Source organism: Aquirufa sp. A-Brett2-15D (assembly GCF_054558735.1).
The window spans coordinates 149,598-171,869 of sequence record NZ_JBSKFT010000003.1 but is presented as its reverse complement, the minus strand read 5'-3'; the positions used below and the strand labels follow the sequence as shown (position 1 = coordinate 171,869).

At 44.2% G+C, this 22,272-nt stretch carries 11 protein-coding genes; 10 read left to right on the top strand and 1 reads right to left on the bottom strand.

Annotated features, from left to right (window positions below; translation table 11 throughout):
* Positions 1-10: 10 nt before the first annotated feature.
* The 10 genes from ACST14_RS08835 to ACST14_RS08790 are packed head-to-tail and all read left to right on the top strand — an operon-like array spanning position 11 to position 21,831.
* Positions 11-7,603: a hypothetical protein gene (locus ACST14_RS08835; protein ID WP_459462696.1), complete on the top strand. Its 7,593-nt coding sequence runs from the start codon at positions 11-13 to the stop codon at positions 7,601-7,603.
* 18 nt (positions 7,604-7,621) lie between these two features.
* Positions 7,622-8,698, top strand: a complete 1,077-nt coding sequence (locus ACST14_RS08830; RefSeq protein ID WP_459462694.1) for a tail fiber domain-containing protein — start codon at positions 7,622-7,624, stop codon at positions 8,696-8,698.
* Positions 8,695-9,351: a hypothetical protein gene (locus ACST14_RS08825; RefSeq protein ID WP_459462692.1), complete on the top strand. Its 657-nt coding sequence runs from the start codon at positions 8,695-8,697 to the stop codon at positions 9,349-9,351. Before ACST14_RS08830 ends, ACST14_RS08825 begins: the two co-directional genes overlap by 4 nt.
* Positions 9,352-9,353: 2 nt before the next feature.
* Positions 9,354-11,846, top strand: a complete 2,493-nt coding sequence (locus ACST14_RS08820) for a LamG-like jellyroll fold domain-containing protein (protein WP_459462690.1) — start codon at positions 9,354-9,356, stop codon at positions 11,844-11,846.
* Between the two features lie 40 nt (positions 11,847-11,886).
* Positions 11,887-13,380, top strand: a complete 1,494-nt coding sequence (locus ACST14_RS08815; protein ID WP_459462688.1) for an autotransporter outer membrane beta-barrel domain-containing protein — start codon at positions 11,887-11,889, stop codon at positions 13,378-13,380.
* Positions 13,381-13,399: 19 nt separating this feature from the next.
* Complete coding sequence (locus ACST14_RS08810) at positions 13,400-15,685, top strand: O-antigen ligase family protein (RefSeq protein ID WP_459462686.1); 2,286 nt, start codon at positions 13,400-13,402, stop codon at positions 15,683-15,685.
* A gap of 5 nt (positions 15,686-15,690) precedes the next feature.
* Complete coding sequence (locus ACST14_RS08805; protein ID WP_459462684.1) at positions 15,691-16,848, top strand: OmpA family protein; 1,158 nt, start codon at positions 15,691-15,693, stop codon at positions 16,846-16,848.
* Positions 16,849-16,907: 59 nt separating this feature from the next.
* Entirely contained in the window at positions 16,908-19,778 is a 2,871-nt protein-coding gene (locus ACST14_RS08800; RefSeq protein WP_459462682.1) for an invasin domain 3-containing protein, read from the top strand.
* Positions 19,775-20,590: a sterol desaturase family protein gene (locus ACST14_RS08795; protein WP_459462680.1), complete on the top strand. Its 816-nt coding sequence runs from the start codon at positions 19,775-19,777 to the stop codon at positions 20,588-20,590. Before ACST14_RS08800 ends, ACST14_RS08795 begins: the two co-directional genes overlap by 4 nt.
* Positions 20,587-21,831 carry a serine hydrolase domain-containing protein gene (locus tag ACST14_RS08790; RefSeq protein ID WP_459462678.1) on the top strand — a complete coding sequence of 415 codons (1,245 nt, stop codon included), beginning with the start codon at positions 20,587-20,589 and terminating at the stop codon, positions 21,829-21,831. Before ACST14_RS08795 ends, ACST14_RS08790 begins: the two co-directional genes overlap by 4 nt.
* 30 nt (positions 21,832-21,861) lie before the next feature.
* Here ACST14_RS08790 and ACST14_RS08785 read toward each other — a convergent pair whose 3' ends face one another.
* Positions 21,862-22,242, bottom strand: a complete 381-nt coding sequence (locus tag ACST14_RS08785) for a hypothetical protein (RefSeq protein ID WP_459462676.1) — start codon at positions 22,240-22,242, stop codon at positions 21,862-21,864.
* Between the last annotated feature and the right edge of the window lie 30 nt (positions 22,243-22,272).

The window sequence follows — 22,272 nt, the reverse complement described above, 5'->3', positions numbered from 1 at the left end:
ATTTAATTATATGAAGAAATTTTTATCACTCATCGCATTCTCCTTGATTTCCTTCGTTGGTTTTTCGCAGACCAAAGGAATCAGTTATCAAGCCGTCATCATCGATCCGAATCCGATTCAAATTCCGGGTTCTGATATTTCTGCACAGCCTTATGTGAGCAAAGACGTATGGATCCGTTTTGGGATTTATTCCGGAACGACGCTGCAATACGAGGAGCTTCACAAGACCAAAACGGATGAATACGGTCTGGTCAACCTAGTGATAGGGGCAGGAGTGAATACCGGAAGAGCCGGAACTTTCACTTCGTTGAGCTGGGATGGTGTCACGAAAAATATCCTTACGAACGTGAGTTTTGATCAAGGGGGTCGCTACGCGGAAGTAAGTAATCAGAAATTGACGTACGTGCCCTACACGCTTTTGGCGGAAACGGCCGTAAAATTAGCAGGCGTTTTACCGATCGCATCTGGCGGTACGGGTGCGACGAATGCCATTGCCGCAAGGACAAATTTAGGCTTAGGCAATGTGGACAATACGGCGGATGCGGACAAGCCAGTTTCTACGGCGACTTTGGCCATCTTAGACGTGAAAGAAGCCTTAGCCAATAAGTCGATAAATATCATCGCGGACTCAGCTTCGTCGGTGAAATACCCATCTGTAAAGGCGATTAAGGAATATATCGACTCACGCACCGCGACTTCTAACCTCGCGAATCAGGCGAATAATGCTAATTTAGCGGCCAAAGCCACGGCTTTAGAAACCCCGCGCACCATCAACGGCGTGCCATTTGACGGTACAACGAACATCACGATTCCAGTGGGTGTAACGCCACCAGATGCAAATGCAACAACGAAAGGGTTTGTACAATTAGCGGGGGATCTAACGGGAACGGCAGCGGCTCCGGCTATTGCAGCAAACTCTATTACAACGGCAAAAATTATCGATGGCGCGGTGACAACAGGTAAGCTAGCAGCGGGTGCGGTGAATACTGCGCAGGTGGCAGATGGAGCGGTGACTGATGCGAAAATTGCGTCCGTTTCAGGTTCAAAAGTGACTGGAAATATTACGGGAAATGCATCGACGGCTACTCTAGCGGCTACGGCCACTTCAGCAAATACGGCTACGAAATTAACCACAGCGCGCACGATTAACGGCACGCCTTTCGACGGAACTGCTGACATCACCATCACTACGAATGCCTCCACTTTATCTGGAACTATCGGATTAGTGAACGGAGGAACCGGCGCGTCTACAGCATCAGGAGCAAGAACGAATTTAGGTTTGGTGATCGGTACGGATGTATTAGCCCAAAGAACCTTTGGAACAGCTGCTAACAGTGCTGCTACCGATTTCGTGGCTGCCACTGAAAAAGGCGCAAACAATGGCGTGGCAACTTTAGGAAATAATGGTAAAATTCCATCCGTACAGATTCCGGCGATTTCTTTCCAAAACGTTAACGTAGTCAATTCAGATGCAACGATGACCAATATTGCTGGCGCTCAAGTGGGAAGTATTGCGATTAGAACGGACAATAATAATAACTATGTGTTGAGTGCGCTGCCAGCAACGACTTTATCAAACTGGATCGCATTAGCGACTCCGGTTTCCGTATCTAGCATTAACGGTTTTGCAGGACCTAACGTAGTTTTAACTACGAATGAAGTGGCGGAAGGGGCTACAAATAAGTACTTCACGGATGCGCGAGTTCGTAATGCGATAAGCGCTGTTGCACCTCTGAACTTCAACACGACTTCAGGAGTTTTATCCATGACCGCTGCTTCTACGACATCGAACGGATACTTGAGCTCAGCGGATTTCACCACATTTAATAACAAGCAAACCGCTTTAACGGCTGGAGTCGATTATGCGACCCCTTCTGGAAATATCACGGGTAATGCAGCGAACGTGACGGGTATCGTGTCCATCGCGAATGGGGGTACAGGAACTTCTACGGCTACCGGTGCCTTGCTTACATTAGGCGCGGAACCGAGTGCGAATAAGAGTAATGATGTTTTGGCTGACGGTTCATCTACCACGAAATTCCCTTCATTTAAGGCGATCAAGGATTATGTAGATCAACAAAGTGCAAATGCGGGTGTGGCGGATAATAGTATTTCTTCAGCGAAAATAAATGGGTCGATTTCGATTGCCAAAGGTGGAACAGGCGCCTCTACCGCCGCAGGTGCCAGAACCAATCTAGGTTTAGTGATAGGTACGGATGTGATGGCAGCGAATTTCACCACAACCTTAACGGGTGATGTTGCAGGTTCTGGAAATGGATCATTTGCAACGACAGTAAATTCTGTGGGTGGCGTGAGTTCGAGTACGATAGCGACCTTGCCAGGATTGATTACAACAAATGCTAACGCCATTACAACTGAGGCTACGACAGCTAGAGCTGCGGAGCTAACATTAACGAATAGTGTGAATGCGAACACGGCGAGTATTACGTCAAACACGAATGCGGTGGCGGCGAATACGGCGAGTATTACGGCTAATACATCTGATATCTTATTAAAAGCACCACTAGCATCTCCCGCATTAACGGGAACGCCTACTGCTCCCACAGCTGCAACGAGTGATAATTCGACACAATTGGCGACTACTGCTTATGTGAAAAGTAATTTAGCAACGGTTAGTGCAGGAACCTTAACGGGTACTACATTAGCTGCGACTATTACGGGTTCTAGTTTAACTAGTGTAGGAACAATCACCTCTGGTATTTGGAGTGCTACGACGATTGATATTGCCAAAGGTGGTACAGGCGCAACGACTGCCGCAGGAGCTTTAACGAACTTAGGAGCGGAGGCTAGTACAAATAAAAGTACGAATATAACTACGGATGCAAACTCAACTGATAAATATCCGAGCGTTAAATTGATTAAGGATTATGTGGATACAAGAGTAGCTTCTGCAGCAGTTGCTGATGGAAGTTTGACAAATGCGAAATTAGTAAATAGCACCACCACATTAGGGGCGACCACTATGACTTTAGGCGGGACTGTGACATCGGTGACAGGATTGACGTCAATTGAATCGACCGGATTCACGGGGGCTTTAACGGGGAACGCGAGTACGGCTACGGCTTTGGCCACTGGAAGAACCATTTCAACAACTGGGGATGTAACTTATACCAGCGGCGCGTTCGATGGAACGTCTAATGTAACAGGGTCAGCCACCTTAACAAATACGACAGTAACCGCCGGATCATATGGATCATCTACGGCTATTCCAACCTTTACGGTAGATAGCAAAGGTCGTCTAACGGCGGCCGGAACAGTAGGAATTACGGCTGGCGTTTCTACTTTAGCCTATTCGAATACCTCGGCTGCGAATGGTGGAACAATCAGTGGAACGACTTTAACTTTAACTGCTGCGGACGGAACAAATCCTGGATTAATTTCGACGGGAGCACAGACGATTGCAGGCGCCAAAACATTTAGTAGCATCGCTACCTTTAATTCAGATATTTCACTTAATGGAATTACGGCAGGTTTAGGTAATGGGAATGTTACTTCTAACGCGGCCTTTGGAACTTCTTCACTTCAAGCGAACACGATTGGAAATTCAAATGCAGCTTTTGGAGGATCATCGTTAACCTCTAACACGTCCGGTTTTTACAACTCTGCTTTTGGGAAAGACGCCTTACGTAATAATACAACGGGTGTAGAAAATACAGGATTAGGCTTATCTGCGATGTATAGTAACGCAGGAGGAGGCTATAATACTGCCGTTGGCTCGTCTGCTTTAGTGGCCAATACGACGGCTGATTACAATGTGGCTGTGGGTAGACAAGCTTTGGGAAATACCAACACAGGCGGGTTCAATGTGGCCATAGGAGCAGCTACTTTAGGAACTAATACCACAGGAACAAATAATACGGCGATTGGATATGGAGCTGATGTAGCTTCTGCAGCATTATATAATGCAACAGCGATTGGTAACGGTGCCATTGCTAGTGCAAACAATACCATTCAATTAGGTATTTCTGGAGTGACAAGTGTAATTACGAGTGGAACAATTAGCGCGACTGGATTCACGGGGGCTTTAACGGGGAACGCGAGTACGGCAACTAAACTAGCGGCCACTAAAAACATTAACGGCGTCGCATTCGATGGGTCAGCTAATATTACAATTGCCGCAGATGCGAATACCTTAACGGGTACGACTTTAGCGAGTAATGTGACGGCGTCTAGTTTAACAAGTGTGGGCACCATCACTTCGGGTGTTTGGAGTGCTACGACGATTGATATTGCCAAAGGTGGTACAGGTGCCACAACCGCGGCAGATGCCAGAGCAAATTTAGGAGCTCAATCCGTAGATAACATGAGCACAAACATCACAACAGATGCTGCTTCTACTACAAAATATCCAAGCGTAAGTTTGATTAGGGATTACGTAGACGGAAGAGTTGCTTCAGCTGGCGTTTCAGATGGTAGTATCACGAACGTGAAGCTGGCGAATAGCACAACGATTTTAGGATCGACTACGATGACTTTAGGAGGAACGGTTTCTTCTGTAACTGGTTTAACTAGTTTAGCTGCGACTAATTTAACAGGTACTTTGTCGGGAACAGCAACAGCCTTAGCAACCGGCCGCACCATCTCTACAACGGGGGATGTGACCTACACAAGTGGTCCATTTGACGGAACATCTAATGTAACGGGATCTGCAACGTTAACAAACACTACAGTTACCGTAGGAACTTATGGATCTTCTACTGCCATCCCTACATTCACAGTAGACAGCAAAGGTCGTTTAACCGCTGCTAGCACGGTAGGAATTACGGCTGGCGTTTCAACTTTAGCGTACTCAACTACGGGAGCTTCGAATGGAGGAACAATAAGCGGAACGACTTTAACTTTAACCGCTGCGGATGCAAGTAATCCGGGATTAATTTCGACGGGAACGCAGACGATTGCGGGTGCGAAGACCTTTACAAATACCGCTACATTTAATACTGATATTTCAGTGAATGGTTTAACTGTGGGACGTGGTGCTGGAGCAGTTGCTTCAAACGCGGCCTTGGGTGCAACAGCTTTAAATGCAAATACTTCAGGCAACTTTAACGTGGCTGTTGGTAGCGAGGCATTGCAAAGAAATACGGGTGGTAGTGTAAACGTTGCTCTTGGTGCAGCTACGATTGACTATTTAACATCTGGAAATAATAATACCGCGGTCGGTGGTTTTGCCGGCCGAAATTATGGTCCAAACGGAGGCGCCACAGGTAATAACACTACGATGAATAATGGTATCTTGCTAGGTTACGACGCAAGGCCATTAGCTAGCGGAGGAACGGATGAAGTCGTTATCGGTATGAGAGCGATAGGTCATGGAAGCAACACGGTGACTTTAGGTAATAGCTCGAATGCTAAAACGTTCTTAACGGGGGATTTATCGTTAACGGGTAATATCACGTCGGGTATTTGGAGTGGAACAGAGATTGCGATTGCCAAAGGTGGTACAGGCGCAACTACTGCCTCAGCGGCTAGAACGAACTTGGGTTTGGGGACTTTGGCAACTAAATCGGCCATTGTGAATGCAGATGTTGATGCCTCCGCGGCGATTGATTTCACTAAATTAAATATAACCAAAGCCAATATTACTGGTCTGGGTATTCAAGATGGATTAACTGCTGGTTCAGGTATTTCAATTGCTTCAGGATCTATTGTGGTCACGGGCTTATCAAGCGCTAACTTGAGTCCGACGGCAGGAATTACTGTGGGACAATTAGCAACAAGCACAACAACTTTAGGTTCGACAATAATGACCTTGGGTGGGACGGTTACTTCGGTGACCGGGTTAACGTCAGTTTCATCGACAGGATTTACCGGAGCTTTAACAGGTAACGCATCCACTGCAACGAAACTTGCTGCCACTAAAAATATTAATGGGGTTGCGTTCGATGGAAGTGCAGATATTACGATCGGTGCAGACGCCGGAACCTTATCTGGCACATCATTAAAGTCAACTGTAACGGGCTCAAGTTTAACGGGTGTAGGAACATTGACTTCAGGAGCATGGAATGGGTCTACGATTGGTGTAACTTATGGAGGAACTGGCGCCACTACTGCCGCAGGAGCGAAAACGAATTTAGGATTAGTCATAGGTACGGATGTGTTAGCTTATCGAACTTTTGGAACAGCAGCGAATAGTAATTCAACGGATTTTGTGTCAGCGAATACATCAATTACTGGATCTACTAAAACCAAGTTAACATTTGATGCAAAGGGATTAATCACCGCAGGGGCAGACGCTACCACAGTTGATATTGCATCCAGTTTAGATAAAAGATATGTAACGGATGCACAATCTGGAGTATTATCAAATACATCTGGCGTGAATTCTGGAGATGAAACCGCAAGTACGATTAAAACAAAATTAGGCATTGCCACTCTAAGCGGATCTAATACGGGCGATCAGACAATCACCCTAACAGGCGATATGACGGGAACAGGAACCGGAAGTTTTGCTGCCACCTTAACGAATACAACTGTAACTACTGGATCTTATGGTTCTACTACAGCCATCCCGACATTTACGGTGGATAGCAAAGGTCGTTTGACCGCTGCAGGATCTGCTTTGATCATTGCTGACGCAGGAACACTTTCGGGGACGACATTGAAATCTACAGTAACAAATTCAAGCTTGACTTCTGTAGGCACCATCACTCAGGGGACATGGAGTGGAACGACAATTGCTGTGGCAAATGGCGGTACAGGAACGACGACTTCTACAGGGAGCGGGAGCTTGGTTTTGAATACTAGTCCTACGTTAGTGACTCCGGTTTTAGGAACTCCTACCTCTGTTACGTTGACGAATGGAACTGGGCTACCTATAGCAACAGGGGTAAGTGGATTAGGTACGGGAGTTGCTACCTATTTAGCCACACCAAGTAGTGCTAATTTATTAGCCGCAATGACAGATGAAACGGGAACTGGTGCTTTGGTGTTTGCAAATACACCTACTTTGGTTTCTCCAGTCATTGGTCTGGCAACAGGAACTTCGTTGACTTTGACCGGTGGAGTTAGTGCAGGAACCTCCACATTAACGAGTTTAAGTGTTACAAATAATGCGACAGTAGGAGGTAATTTATCCGTGGCAGGCACTTCAACATTAACCGGGAACTCAACTATAGGGGGAACTTTAGGAGTAACAGGCGCTACAACTCTAGCAGCACTTACAACTACAGGCGCTGCTACATTCAGTAGTACTGTTAAAATAACATCCGGTGCAGCGGCTGGTAAAGTCTTAACTTCTGATGCAAGCGGAAATGCTACGTGGCAAAATACCGGCGGCTCAATTACCACTTTAAGCGCCACCGGAACAGCTACATCTACAGCTTCATATATTATCTATACAGGTTCTACTTCTGGCCAAACCATTACAATTCCTTCCGCAGTTACTTTAGGAGCCGGAAGAGAATTAACCATTAAAAATGTGGCGAGTGTTTCTGTAAGCATAGCATCTGCTGGAGGATATTTAATTCAAGATAGCTCCACTTTAACTGCTATTGGGGCGGCCTTAGGAATCGAGCCTTCCAACAACTGGATGAAACTCGTTTCAGATGGGACAAATTGGTATGTCATGAGAGCCTTATTCTAAAAAATAAAGTAACATTAAATGAAAAAGCTTGCATTCCTTTTATTGGTGTCATTTTATGCCTTTTCCCAAACAGGAATAGGCACCACCACGCCTGCAGTAAAACTGCATATAAAATCAAACGGCCCTATTTTGAGATTAGAGGGTTCTGATCATGCTTATATGGAATTATATCCTCAGGGTTCAAGCACACGCTTTGGCTATCTGGGTTTCCCATTCGCAAGTTCAACGCAACTTTCATTTATGAATCAATTTTCAACTGGTTCGATGGCTTTTGGTACGAATGGAACAAACAAAATGTTTTTAAACTCTGATGGGAAATTAGGCATCGGAACGGCCACACCGGGAACATCATTGCACATTGAAAACGGGAATACCTTTGGTACTCCAGCCATTACATCAAGCCCTAGTATTGTCTTGTATAATACAAATAATGCATCATCTACGGCGAACTCAACAGTCAGTGTAAGAACTGCTGGGACAGGGAGTGGCAAGCCCTATTATAGCTTAGATATAAATGGAGCTTTTGGCTATAGCATGGGAATTAATAATCCGACAGATCAATTAATCATCAATGCAAGCTGGGACTTTAATTCAACTGCGGCGAATAATGCAATAATTATAAATAGGAGCGGACAATCAAGAGTGGTTATTCCTTCTGATGGAGGATATACGATTGGAAGTTGGCCAGGTGGCTGGGGCGGCGGATTGATGACCTATGATATTGCTTGTGCTGGGGTCTATTATAATGTTTTGACAGCAAGGTCGGATAGAAGATTGAAAAACACCATCGCAAGTTTAGATAGCGCGGTTATTTCTAACTATTTAAATCTACGTCCCGTTAATTATTATTGGAATGATGGATCAGATAATAATCACAAACAATATGGATTGATTGCACAGGAGGTGGAAATTTTATTTCCTGAAATGGTTTCAACAGCCAATGACAGTATGCAAACCAAGTCAATGAACTACCAAGCTTTACATGCGTTATCCTTAAAAGTAATTCAATCACAGCAAGCGGAAATCGAGGAGTTGAAGAAAAAGCAAACGGATTTAGATAGCCGGCTGTTATTATTAGAATCAAAAATCAAATGAAAAGACTAATCTTCTTTTTCTTGTTTGTTTCTTCCGCCGCGTTTGCCCAAACCGGCATCGGAACAACCACGCCTAATGCTTCCGCAAAGTTGGAAATTGCTTCTACCAATAAGGGCCTACTCATACCCCGTATGACAGATGCCCAAAAAACAAGCATTCCCACCCCTGCAAACGGACTAATGATTTACCAGACAGATGGGTTAATAGGTTTTTATGTGAATGCTGGAACTTCCGGAACACCAGCCTGGACACGCGTAAATACTAATTGGACACGTTCTGGGAACGATATTGCTTATACGGCGGGAAACATTTCTACTACTGGGACGATTACCGGGGGAAATTCTAGTACATCATCTCTTTCTGGATTTGCGGCGAATGTAGCATCCATATCGGCTAACTATTCAATTACTGCCGCTGACAACGGCAAAGTCATTCAATCTACAAGTGCTTCAGCCATTACAGTATCGATACCTACTGGTTTACCTACTGGATTTAATTGTACGGTGGTCCAAATGGGTGCTGGGCAAATTACTTTTTCAGGTACATATTTAAACAGAACCGGCTTTACTAAAACCGCGAGTCAATATTCGGTCGTTAGCATTCTTCATCTAGGAAGTAATAGTATTCTTGTGACGGGTGAAATGAGTAACTAAATATGAAATCATTCATTGCATTTCTTTTTCTTCTCATTACTACTTTGAGTAGTGCTCAAATGGGTTTACCCATCCAGACTTCTTTATTGCCAAAGAATAATCTCGTTGTGAACTATGATTTTTCCAAATCAGCTGGTTTTACTCGGGGCGCTACTACTGCGACTAATTTAGCGGGAACCGCTTCAGGTAATTCCACCTTGTATAATTCCCCCGTTTTTATGAATTCGTTAGGCTTTATCTCCTTCAACGGCTCTAATCAATATTTGGCCACACCTAACATTCGAACCTATTTCAAATCAGTCAATACGAGCACACAAAGGAGCTTTACAATGAGCTTTTGGTTCTACCCCCTTACTACCACCGGCGTTTTAGTCAGCGAATTGGATTCACATGTACCTAGTGGAGGTTGGCATGCCTCCAATATTGAAATACTGAATGGATTTATAAAATACCGAATTTGGAATGGACCTATCATTACCTCATCGTCAGCTGTAAGTATAAATCAATGGCATCACATCGCTTTAGTTTATGATGGAACTTCCGTAAAAGGGTATTTAAATGGGGTTTTACAAGGTACTCAAGCGGGTGCAAGAGATATACCGCCATCCAGTCAAAACTATGCCATCGGCGCAGGAGAGACTACCAATATGGGTGCAAGTGCTTACGGCAACTTTAATTTGGCACAATTTAAAATCCATAATTTGCCTTTGACTGATAAAGAGATTTTATCCGAATATGAGACACGAAAAGAGGAGTTTGATTATACCATTCATAGTCCATCTACGAATTCAAATCCGACGTATTGGGGAATATCAAGTGCATGGAATAGTGAAACAACATTTACTCAACTTCATTACACTCCTTGGTTAAATAATGCCACTTTAGGATGGGCTGCCAGTGCAAATGATGCTAATCAATGGATAACTTTAAATTATGATGTTCCAGCCTACATAAAAGGAGTAGCTATTCAAGGTCGAGCAAATAATGGAGGACAATGGGTAACGAAAGCACACATTGAATCGAGCTTAACGGGTAGCGCTCCTTGGACTAGAGTTCTTACAAATGCAGATGTGAATACGAATTCCCTTGATGATGTTAGAATCAATTTCCCTACTAGTGTATTTGCCAAGACCATTAGGGTGGTACCTGTGGCCTGGAATAATCATATCACTTTGCGTATGGGCTTATTAGTGAAGCCAAATGTATATACCTCTGACAATTTAGTGTTACATTATGATCCAAGCACGACAGAAAGTTACGCAGGAACAGGGACCAGTATTTCTGATCTAACTGGCAATGGATTGACGGGGACAATGAGTAATATCACATACAGTAATTCTGCATTCACCTTTAATGGTATTAATTCACAAGTAAGCATTCCAGATAATGCCTTGATAGAACCTGGAACGGGAAGTTGGACCATTGAAGTATGGCTAAATAATTCAGGTTCTTCAGGCACGGTGCTTGGAAAGTATAACAATGGCGGCAATGGTGCTAACATCTCCTATGCTTTGCGCTTAGTTGGGGCTAACGCTATCCGAGCCGACTTTAGTAATGGTTCAACTGCACAAGTTACAGATAACTACACTTTCGCAGCTAATAATTGGGTTCAAATGGTCTATGTTTGGGACAAGACGAATAATAATATTTATACGTATTCCAATGGAGTATTAAAGCAAACAAAAGCGATTGCTATTTCGGGAGGGATATTAAATGCGACAACAAATTTATTCTTAGGCTCTTATAATGGAGGAGAGTATTCGCAATATTTTACGGGTGAAATGGGAATAGTTAGACTCTATAAAAAAGCGTTATCCGCAACAGAAGTTTTTAAAAACTATGATGCGAACAAGGCTATTTACGGTATTATTCAGAATGGACTCGTGATGAATTTAACTAGTCCACCTAGTTCCGGCATAACGTGGACTGACATTTCGGGTAGTGGAAATAATGCGACCTTAGTAGGCTCTCCTACCTATACGGCATCCAATGGCGGAGGGTATACCACGTCAACTGGGTCATATATTTCTACCGGGTATAATTTACCAAATACTTTTACGGTGAGTGTTGCCTCTTCGTTCAATCCAACTACTTATTGGGCTACCATATGGGCTAATGAAATTTGGAATACGGGGAAAGGCTATCTTTCTTATTTTAATAGTGCAACTGGAATTGATATCGGAAGCCCATCCGGCCAATCAACTATTCCGATGAATGACTATAATACTGTTCATATCTGGGACTTCGTGGTTTCTGGAAGCACTTATGTTTTGTACAAAGATGGCGTTAGCGTGGGAACCGGAACATTTACTGCACCTTCTGGAGGACTTAGTACAAATGGACTTTATTTTGGTGCAAGACATACGAACGGTGGTACAGGTGCAACTGACTATGGACCAGGTACTTTTTATAGCATGCGGGTATATAATAGAGCATTAAATGTAGACGAAGTGAAAATTAATTTTTCTTTTTTAAGGTCTTCGTATGGGTTATAGTTGATTTTAAAAAGTAATAAAAATGAGTACAAGATAAAAAATGAAATTATTAGTCTTCCTCTTATTGTTTTCAGTTCAGTTATTTGCCCAAACCGGCATAGGCACCACCACGCCCCATGCATCCGCTAAACTAGAAGTTTCAGCTTCGGATAAAGGGTTTTTGCCGCCTCGCGTCACATTAACTAGCGCTACTGACATAACGACAATTGCTTCTCCTGCAGAAGGCTTAATGGTTTATAATGTAGGATCTGTTGGATTGCAAGCGGGCTATTATTATTGGAATGGAGCGAACTGGGCAACGATTGCTACCGCTTCTTCGACTGGGAGTGGAGTAGCTGCTTCAAATTTGGTAAAATTATATGGGGAAGCCTATTCAGCAGTTTCTGGAAAAATTGGGCATACAAACGGGTATTCCTTTACGGTATCTGTTTCAGGGAGGTATCTTTTTGATTTTTCTTGTACTGGTTATTCTAATGCCACAATAACTTATAAAGTTAGACAGGGCACTACCGATATTGGCACAGATGCACAAACTAGTTATAACAATACGGTTCATGTTGAATATAACGGAAAGATAGAGGCGAATTTGCAAGCAGGCGTTACCTATAATGTATATGTGAATAGTACTGGGAATCGAGATTCAGGAGATTATGATAGAGTGTATTACAAATTAGTAGCAGGAAATCTTCCTGTTAACCAACACCTTGCTTCAGCTAATATTCAACTTAATAATAATTACCTCTCTAATGATGGAGGGAATGAGGGAATCCGAGTGGATAATTCGGGGAATGTGGGCATTGGAACTAATACTCCAACAGCAATTTTAAATATTGCGGGTGGTGGCGTAAGAATCGCATCTGGTTTGGGGAATACTTCTACTAGGCCTTCCGTGAATACCAGTACCATTGGAAATTATGAAATCAGAGGCGTTGGAGGTGGCGCTTCTCAAATTGATGCACAAGATGACGGGTTTTTAAGGCTTTCAGCAGGTGGTGGAACAAATGCTATTCAACAATCCTCCATAGATTTATCAGGATATTCCGCTACGGTTCCAGATATGAACAGCAATATAGTTATGCGAACTGCAGGCACAGAAAGAGTAAGAATTGACAATAGTGGAAGTGTGAATATTACAGGTAAGATTAATTTAACGGATCCAAGTGGAAACGTCACCGTAAAAGTAGCCGCATTTGTAGATGCCGGCACCTTTGTTACACTTGACAACCTTAAGGCAACAGTTACAACTTCTGCTCCTCGTGGATTGAGTTTGGCAACTGTATCAGGCACATTAAATTTATATGTTCAAGGAGTTTATACAAATCAATCAGGTACCGCTAATACAAGTTATACGGGCACACCAGTTACTTATACAACTACTGCAAGTGGTTCACCGTTTGGGTGGAATTTTGAAGGAGCAGGGAATACCATAATTTATCATTTAACAGATGCTACCAATAGTCGATTGTATCGGGTGACTTTAATAATCATGCCAAGTTATTTTAAGAACTTTATCTCAATAGAGCGGCTATTATAATTTTTGCTAAATTTACCGCATGAAGCCAACCCTCTCCACCCTCATCGCCATCTTGGCCAGTATGCTTTACTTAATTGTCTACTTCATCCCGGACATGGGAGGGTCAGATGTGATGGGCGCGCAGTGGTTGTATGCGAGTAGTTTGAGTTTAGTTCTGGTAGGCTACATCGGCATTCGCTACAAGGAATACGCGGAGGCGATCAGTCAGGTGTTTACGTACAAGTTTACGCTGGTGTTTTCTTTTCTGCTTTTTTGGGCGATTGGCTCTTATTTTTATGCGATAAATCCGACGGAAACGCTGGTGACTTTGGCCCGTCTAATAACTACCTATTTCGTTTTCATAAATCTATCCATACTTTTCTATCAGCAAGATCGGAAGACTCTTTTCACGGGCATTGCGTTTGGAATTACACTGCTATTATTTTTTGATTCCATCTATATTCTGAAAGCTTTCTCTGCGAATTTGCGCACGATGGATAATTTAGATGCGGCGATTTTAGGCATTAATAAATACCATGGGAATAAGAACGTGACGGCGGCTAGTTTGCTCATCATGATTCCCTTTTCGATGTATGTGATTATGTCTGCCAAATGGCTGGGCAAAATTGCTGGAATCATCGCTCTTTTCCTGGGTGTATTCTCGCTCTTTTTATTGAACACGCGGTCGACTTATGTGGGCTTTGCGTTGATTACGGTGTTGTTTTTTGTGGGGCTAGCTTGGCAGAGCAGAACGCTTCTAAAACCGGCACTTCTCTTCTTTTTACTTCCAGCAGTTCTGGCAATTTTCGTGGCGAACGCGCGCTTACAATTAGCGGTGGCTGGGCAAGAAACAGAGACAGGTTATGGAACAGTAACGAAACGTATCGGGGATATTAATATCGCTAGCGAGCAGAACTCTCGGATTCACTTATGGGGAACCGCGGCAGACTATGCGTTGAAAAATCCTATCCTAGGAGCCGGCTACGGAAACTGGAAATTAGCCTCCATTCCTTATGAGCGCGAAGTAGCGAATGAGCTTTTTGTGCCGTATCACGCGCACAATGATTTCATTGAAATGTTCGCGGATTTAGGCCTACTAGGTGGACTGAGTTTCGCAGGCATGTTTTTGCTTTTACTCTATTACACGGTTCAATTTTTGCGAACAAAACGCGGCGATCCTTTGATGGTCATCATCGCTTTCTTAGCGGTGACTTGTTATGGCGTCGATGCATTATTGAACTTCCCGGCGGAGCGGACGGCGATGCAATCGATGCTGTCTTTAGCCGCAGCTTTGGTGTTGATTCCTTTGGACAAAAACACCAGAACTCTAAGCGGGATGCCGGTAGCCTATTTGATTTTAGGAATCGCACTTTTAGTCCCCTCCATCTACGTGGCGAACGAAACCTTTGAGTCCTTAAAGATTCAAAAATTCGTCATGGGAGAGGTCAACGCAGATCCTAAAATGGCGACGGTCGACGTGGAGAAATTACCAGACATTCCAAATCTTTCTTCGTCCACCTTGCCTATGAAGGCGATGATGGCGCGTTACTATATCCGCGATAAACGTTTTGATGATGCACTTCGCATATTGAAGGAAAGTGAAAACGACAATCCGTTCTTGCATTATAATGACTTTTTACGGACGTCTATTTATGCGTCCTTGAATAAAATAGATTCTGCTCATTTCTATGCGAAACGTGCTTTCAATGCGTGGCCTCGTGCGTCCAGTTATTATAAGAACATCATTTTTACGTCGGCTAAATTGAAGGATACAAACGAGATTAAGCGCGCATTGCAGGTTTCTTTAGACGCAAAAAATGACATCGCGCTGACGTGGAATCAATACCTGCTAGGGATGTTTGAGGTGAAGCAAGGCGCAGATAAAACCTTGCTTGCACAATTAGAAAAGACGCTGAAAAAATTCCCAGCGGATACGGCTATTTTAAACCCTACGACGAAAATGTTAAGAGGGGGAAGCCAAGACCTACGCGGCTTAACGGCCAAAGGAAACAGTCTATTTGTTCAAGGAAAATATACGCAAGCTGCTGCTGTCTATATCGAGCTTTCGAAGCAAGATCCGGGCAATTTCTCACACCTAGAAAATGTGGGAATTTGTTATTATGCGGGTAAGCGTTTTGAGGAAAGTTTGTTCTATTTTGGCAAATCCGAACAACACCCAGGGAATAATTCAGGAAAATCAGCTTACTTTGCGGGTATGTCTCAGCTTTCAATAGGAAAGAAAGCGGAGGCCTGCGCTAGTTTCGCCCGTTCTAAGGCAAAAGCCTACCCGGATGCGAGCTCCGCGATTTCACAAAATTGTAAATAAATAATATGAAAAGAATATTACTAGGTCTATTGTTCTTAAGTGGAACGGTCGCAGCCCAAGAAAATGATAAATCTATCGCTATTTTAGGGGGAACTTCAGATTTATGGACAAATAACCGCTTAACTGGGAAAGACGAATTTAACGCCTATAAAAATTTAGGTTTGCAATTCACCAAGCGTAAATCGGCTAACATAGACATCGTCTATACCTCACTGGCTGGTTTTCAAGGGGATTTCTCTAGCCCAGGTGCTTGGAACAACAAATTCATTTCTGCAGGCGCTAACATGCGCTATTTTTTCATTCCTCGTAAGAAGACCTCGGTTTTTAATCCGTTCTTTCAAATCGGAGCAGACGCTTTCGCCCGCCGCGACGAAGGTTTCCCAGGTAATGCTTACGAATTAAGTGCTTTAGGGGGCTTAGGAATTGACATTAAATTATCCCGTGATTTTTCTTTCATCGCTCAGTCGAACTTAGCCGTTCCGATGGCTCAGTCTACGGAGGCTGGCATGAAAATAGCTTCCGTTCGAGGATCGAATAACAGCACATCTTTTGGAATAGTATACCACTTCGGCTGGAAAGCGGCGAAGAAGAAAATGGACGAGGAGGCTGCGAAGGCACGCGAAGAAGCTGCAGCTAAAGCCGCAGCGGAAGCAGCGGAACAAGATCGTTTAGCTAAAATTGCCGCAGATAAGAAAGCGGTAGCCGACGCAAAAGAAAAGGCGGAAGCTATGGCGAAAGCGGAGGCAGAAGCAAAAGCAAAAGCAGACGCAATGGCGAAGGCCGATGCGGAAGTAAAAGCAGCAGCTCAGTTGAAAGCAGACCAAGAAGCGATGGCAGAGACTACGATTTTATACATGAATAATAAGTGGGAATTAACTGCGGAATCTACGGCTAAGTTAACAGTTGTGGCATCTGCGTTAGCAGCTCGTCCTGATATTAATGTACGCATCGATGGGCACTCAGATGCTTACGGCACCTCGAAGAATAACTTAAAGGCGTCTCGCTTTAGAGCACAAGGGGCAGCGAATTTCTTAGTGAAAAGCGGAATCGCAGCGACACGCTTACAAGTGAATGCGTATGGAGAAGACAAGCCAGCGGCATCGAATGATACGAAGGCAGGCATGACCCTAAACCGCCGCATTGAAATAAGAATTATCAAATAATAAATTTCAATTTTTTAAGCCTATATTTAGGTTTTAAAATCTAAAATTGAGGTTTATACATGGGATCAGCTAGCAGACACTTTTACTTTAGGGTATGGGGCTGGCTGATCCTATTTTTTTGTGTCGCGCACACATCTAAGGCGCAATGTAACGTTAACGATCCTTACGATAAGATAATCAGTGGCTATCACGCTTCCGTAGCGATTAAAAGTACAGGGGAATATTCTATCTGGGGAGCGAATATGACACCTAGCGGTCTAAGTGGGCAGGTGACGCCGTTAGAGATTAGTACGTCTAATTATTCATCTCTTACTGGAACCATTTATAAAGCAGGTATTGGAGGCTCTTACACAGGAACGTCTATTGATCAAGCGGTCGTATTGACCTCGACGGGTTTATTTGCTTGGGGTGCCGTGGGTTCTCTTTTTAACCCATCACTCACTACTTCCCCTGGAGTTGCTCAAATAACTCCTCCCGTAGGATCTTCTTCCATCGGTTTACCTATCGGTTTAGAGCCTTCTGATGTTAAAATGCTTTTTGCGATGTACAGAACCCTGGTTTTATTAAGCAAATCGGGGGATGTCTATGTATTAGGCTATATATCGGGGGCATTGGATGGAATTGGAGCGGTACAAGGAACGGCAGGAACGAATGTTTGGCAGCGGGTAAAAATTAATGCGACTACCTATTTAACGGGAGTTAAAGCGGTGCGTGGGCAAGTTGGAAATACAAACATTAACGCATTGATAGCTGAAACCAATGACGGTAAAGTGTATACTTGGGGCAAAACCACTTTTTTAGGCGATGGCTCAGGCGTAACTTATCGGTCTTATGCGACAGAGATGACCCTGCCGGATGATGTGAAAACGAAGGGAATTCGCATGATAGGGCTAACTGGGGGAGTCGTGGGCGGGAGCTCCTATAACACTTATTATGTCTTGAGCAATTCCGGAAATCTCTATGCCATGGGAGATAATAAAAATTATCAGTGTGGTGCTTTCACGCGCGATCTGGTGCATTTGAATTGGGTTCAGGCCAAAAAATCAGCCGCCGCTAACGATTTTCTAACGGACGTCATCTTCGTGACGGTACAAGAGCACAGTAATTCGGTTCCAGCGGCAGCGGCCATTACCAAGGTGGGGGATTTTTATTCTTGGGGCTATAATGCCCGCAATATGTTAGGCAGACCCATTGAAAACGGCTCCTATGATCCTGGCCTAGCCGGCGGATTTATCCAAGGAAGCGATAAAGCTCTTTTTGCCGAAATGGGCGGGCACACCCTGCTCTACGTAAAAGAAGGAAGTTCGAAATTCTGCTATGTGGGACACCGTATTAATGGTAGCATGGGCGATGGGACTTCTTTTGATGCGAAAGAACCCATCTTTAACTGCGACCAAACACCCACCATCGACCTATGTGGCTCCGTGCCAAACGTCTCTGATACGGCTACTTCTACCATTAACGCCAGCCCTAAAATCATCAGGGCAAACGGGACGGATTATTCCACGATTTTTGTCCAATTAAAAGATGCCAGAGGCAATAATTTAACTGGAAACGGAGGTTTGGTGACGATTTCCTCGACCTTAGGATCGGTTTCTGCGGTGGTCAACAATAACAACGGAACCTACACGGCCATTTTAACGGGGGGAATTACTCCTGGAACGGCGATTATTAGCTTCACGATTAATGGGGCGAATGCGGTTCAAAAAGATTCAGTGGTAATTTTGCCCTATCTTTGGCCTGGCGAAATCGAATCAGATCAAGCCCTCTGTTATCCGGCGAAACCTTCGCTTTTAACGTCTAAAATAGATGCCTACGGAGTACCTAGGCCTATTACGTATATTTGGCAGCAAAGTACGGATAACATTAGTTTCACCCAAATACCCGGCGCAACGGCGAAAACCTACTTGCCCCCACTCTCGAAAACGATCTATTATTACCGACGCGGGGCTCGATCCTCGCTGGATAGTTTAGAGTTTACTAATTCCGTCGCGATTCGAACGGAAGAAATTGCAGGTGGAAAATTAACGGGAACGGGCACCTTCTGTGGCGATAAAAACAGTCAATTAATGAAGCTCAGCGGTCACATCGGAACCATTGCAAAATGGCAATCTGCGGATACCCCAGACTTCTTAGTGGGAGTGGCAGATATCGCGAATAAGGATTCGAGCTATACCGCGACGAATTTGCCTAATACAAAATATTTCCGTGCTGTGATTACTCAGCCAGTTTGTGGCACGGCCTATAGTTCAGGAACGGTCATTATCATTAACCCGATCCCGGTTCTAACTTTTGTGCCTAATCCCGCAGAGGTAGTTCGCTGGTCTAGTATCGTCATCACAGCTTCCGGAGCGGATCGCGTTGCTTGGTCACCACGTTACGGATTATCGGTGGTGGATAAGCCGGTCGTAATAGCGAATCCCTTAAAAACGACTACGTATTCGATTAAAGGGACGAATAACACGGGCTGTAATAGTACGACGTCCTTGACTGTGACGGTACTTTCTGCAGGCACCTTAGATACGGACGGGGACGGTATTTACGATGAGGACGAAGAGAATCCATTGAAGTATAAGCCAGATTGTGACGGAGACGGCATTGAAAATAGATTAGATGCGGACCCTTGTCCTTTCTTCGAGCCACAGGGAATTTCGCCTAACGGGGACGGGAAAAATGATGTTTTGGTGTTTGAAGGACTATTAGCGAAACCGATTCCGAACCATATTTCGATCTTTGATCGCATCGGAAGTCTGGTTTATGAGACGGAAAATTACCAAAACAATTGGGGTGGCGAAACATCTAAGGGCACCGAGTTGTTTGAGAAGACGGGAGAAGTTCCGGATGGGACTTATTACTATATTTTGGACTTTTATGACAAAAGACCGACCGTGAAAAACTTTGTTTATGTCTTACGTAACGTTAAAAAATGATGATTGAATCCTATTTTGCTACCATCCCCAGCGCACACCGCGCACTGATATTAGCGGGAGGTATTACGCTTTTTTGGTTAATTGAAACGGGAATTCCCCTATTGAATTTTAAGGGGAATAAGTGGCAGCACGCGAAGCTGAACCTATTTTTAACCTTCACGACTATCGCGATTAACTTTCCCTTTGCCGTTCTTTTAGTAGCGGCTAGCGATTGGGCTGCAGAGGCTCATTTCGGAATTTTACATTGGTTCGCGTTGCCCAGCTGGGCTTTTTTAATCGTGGGATTATTATTGATGGACCTGGTGGGGGCCTATCTTGTTCATTTGATTGAGCATAAAATCAAGGTACTCTGGAAGTTCCACATGGTGCATCACGCGGATACGCAGGTGGACACGACCACGGCGAATCGCCACCATCCTGGCGAAAGTGTGATTCGAGCAGTCTTCGCGATTCTAGCGATTTTAGTTTGTGGCGCGCCTATGTGGATTGTCTTTTTGTACCAAAGCCTCAGCGTCGTACTCTCCCAGTTCAATCACGCTAACATTCGTCTGCCGCTTTGGTTAGACAATGCCCTTTCTTATGTCATCATCTCCCCTAACATGCACAAGGTGCACCACCACTTCGAACGTCCACAAACGGACTCGAATTACGGAAATATCTTTGCCTTTTGGGATCGCCTTTTCGGAACCTACGACGCTACTCCGATCGACCAAATCAAGTACGGTTTAGACGTATTAGAAAACGACAAAGACCAATCTTTTGCTTACCAATTAAGCTTGCCATTTAACCAAAAAATCAAAACAGACGAATGAAAAAATTGATGTTATTATTCTTGCTTCCGCTCTCGCTAGCGGCGCAAGTTTTATCCCCTGTGGTGCAGCCCACCGCAGACTTTGACCTAAAAAAATTAGAAGGAATAGACGCCTTATTGAAGTCCTATGTGGAGAAAAACCACCTAGTGGGAGCCGTAACATTAATCGTAAAAAATAACCAGTTGGTTCATTATAAGGGGCATGGCTATGCGGATTTGGCAAGTAAAAAACCGATGCCAGCTGACGCGATTTTCCGCATCATGTCGCAGACGAAAGCCCTGACTAGCTTAGGCATTTTACAATTATTCGAACAAGGAAAACTTCGTCTGGATCAACCCATTTCTGACTTCATCCCCTCTTTTAAATCCCCTCGTGTACTAAAGGATTTTAACGCGGCGGATACGACGTATACCTCGGAACCGGCGAAACGGGAGATCACTTTTCGTGATTTATTGACTCACTCATCAGGTTTAGATTATGCTGGAATTGGCTCGGATAAAATGATGGCCATCTATGCCAAAGCAGGTGTGCCATCCGGTTTAGGAGACAACGGAGTCACTTTATTGCAAGCGATCACGAAGCTAGGAACCCTACCATTAATCCACAATCCCGGCGATAAATTCACGTACGGGTTGAATACGGACGTATTAGGCTGTTTGATTGAGGTGATTAGCGGCGAAACTTTGGAAGGCTACTTAACGAATCACGTCTTCATCCCATTAGGCATGAAAGACACCTATTTCAATTTGCCAGCGGATAAAGGATCTCGCTTGCCTACGGTTTACACCGAAAACGAGCAGAACAAAATCATCACCTGGTCGCCCACTTTCCGCGGCATTAACCCGAATTACCCCTTATTCAAGAAGAGCTTCTTCTCCGGCGGTGCAGGACTTTCATCGACTGCTTTCGACTATGCGATCTTCTTGCAATGCATTTTAAATGGCGGGAAATACAACGGAAAGCAGATCATAGGCCGTCGCACGGCAGAATTAATGATCAGCCCGAACTATCCATTGGGCGACGATTCCTTCGGCTTGGGATTTATGCTGGTAGGCGAAAAGTCGGCGAATCGCACGATGCGTAATAAAGGATCCTTCTCTTGGGGCGGCTACTATGGCACGACCTATTGGGCAGACCCGAAGGAGAAACTGATCGTCTTGATTATGTCGCAGCACACGCCTAATTCGCATGGCGATTACCAAGAGAAAATTGAAAACATGGTATACGGGGCTATGAAATAAACCCCACTATTTTGAAATTCTTTTTGAACATCAAGGCAAGCCTTGTTGAAACGTAATCTCGGTTGTTAGGCCCATTGCGCTGAAGCGAAATGCCATGGTACGCGCTTTGGACGGATTTTTAATGGCTTCACAATGAGGGCCTTCTTCTAAGAAATATACATAATACTCCTGATTCCGATCCGCTAATTGTTGAATATCTGGCTTGCCTAGAATATCTTCCAAATCATTCGAGCTCACCCCCTTCCAAGTCATTTTATGCGTCTTCAGCCAGTCGACCTGTTTCTCCCGTGAACCTTTGCACCCTCCTCGATCCTGCTTAAATGCCTCCAGATCTAAACCCGTTAATTCGGGCTGTTTCGTACAGGCTGTGAATAATAAAAGGGCTAGGCCAAATGTTGTCAATATTCTCATGGTTTAAATTTAAGGAATTGTCGGTAAATT